1 protein-coding gene is annotated in these 986 nt (G+C 78.0%); it reads right to left on the bottom strand.

Annotation, left to right across the window (positions count from 1 at the left end):
- Positions 1-986, bottom strand: a 986-nt coding sequence (locus D476_RS35250; RefSeq protein ID WP_040728980.1) for a right-handed parallel beta-helix repeat-containing protein, incomplete at both ends; no start/stop codon positions are given.

Here is a 986-nt window from a genome sequence, read left to right as displayed (position 1 = left end):
GCACCCCGCCGCGCGCCTTCTCGAACACCTCGGTCGTCTTGATCGCGGTGGCCCCCACATACTGGCCGACCAGGTCGGCGCGGGCCGCCTCCACGACGTGCCCGTAGCGCAGCACGTCCAGGTCGGCCAGCAGCCGCCCGTACAGCCGCGCCACCGTGGTCTTGCCGGTGCCCGGCGGCCCGGAGAACACCAGGTGCCGGGCGACGGGCGGGGACGGCAGCCCCATCTCGGCCCGGTGGCGGGCCATCCGGTTCCGGTTGACCAGCGTCGTGACCTCGCGCTTGACGCCCTCCAAGCCGATCAGCGCCTCCAGTTCGGCCAGCGGCCCCGCGTCCCCGTCCCCGGCGGCCTCCTCGTCGGCGTCCCCGGCCGCCCCGGGGGCCTCCGGGGCCCCGTCGCCTTCGGGGAACGCATCCGGGCCGTACCGGTCCTCGTCGGTGTTGCCCTCGCTGACCAGCGACTCGGCGGTGACGTTCGCCCCGGCGGCGGTCTGCCTCAGCCCGGCGCGCCCGTTGTCGCGCACCGTGCACCCGTCCACCAGCACGTCCTCGCCGGTGCCGACGAGCACCCCGTCGGCCCGGTTGCCGAACAGCTCGCAGGAGCGCAGCACCGCGCGGCCGCCCGCCGCCACCAGCGCCCCGTTGCGACCGTTGCCGTGCAGGCGCATGCGGGTCGCGGTCGCCTCGCCCCCGGCGTGCACCGCCAGCCCGTCCCCGCCGCACCCGGCCACCTCGCCGTCGCGCAGGTCCAGCACCGCACCGGCGGCGGCGCTCACCCCGTTCTCCCCGGCGTCGACCACCCGCAGGCCGGTGAGGGACGGGCGCGCGTCGCCCGAGGCGTGCACCCCGGAGCGTCGCACCCCCGTCGCCTCCAGGTCCTCCAGGCGGCCCCCGCCGCCGTCGAAGCGCACGCCGTGCCCGCGGACCCGCCGCACCCGGACCCGCCGCAGGAAGGGCGAGGAGCCGGACAGCACCGCCATCCCGGCG

This window comes from Nocardiopsis chromatogenes YIM 90109, from assembly GCF_000341185.1.
Classification (GTDB): domain Bacteria; phylum Actinomycetota; class Actinomycetes; order Streptosporangiales; family Streptosporangiaceae; genus Nocardiopsis_A; species Nocardiopsis_A chromatogenes.
This window is presented reverse-complemented; position numbering and strand designations above follow the sequence as displayed.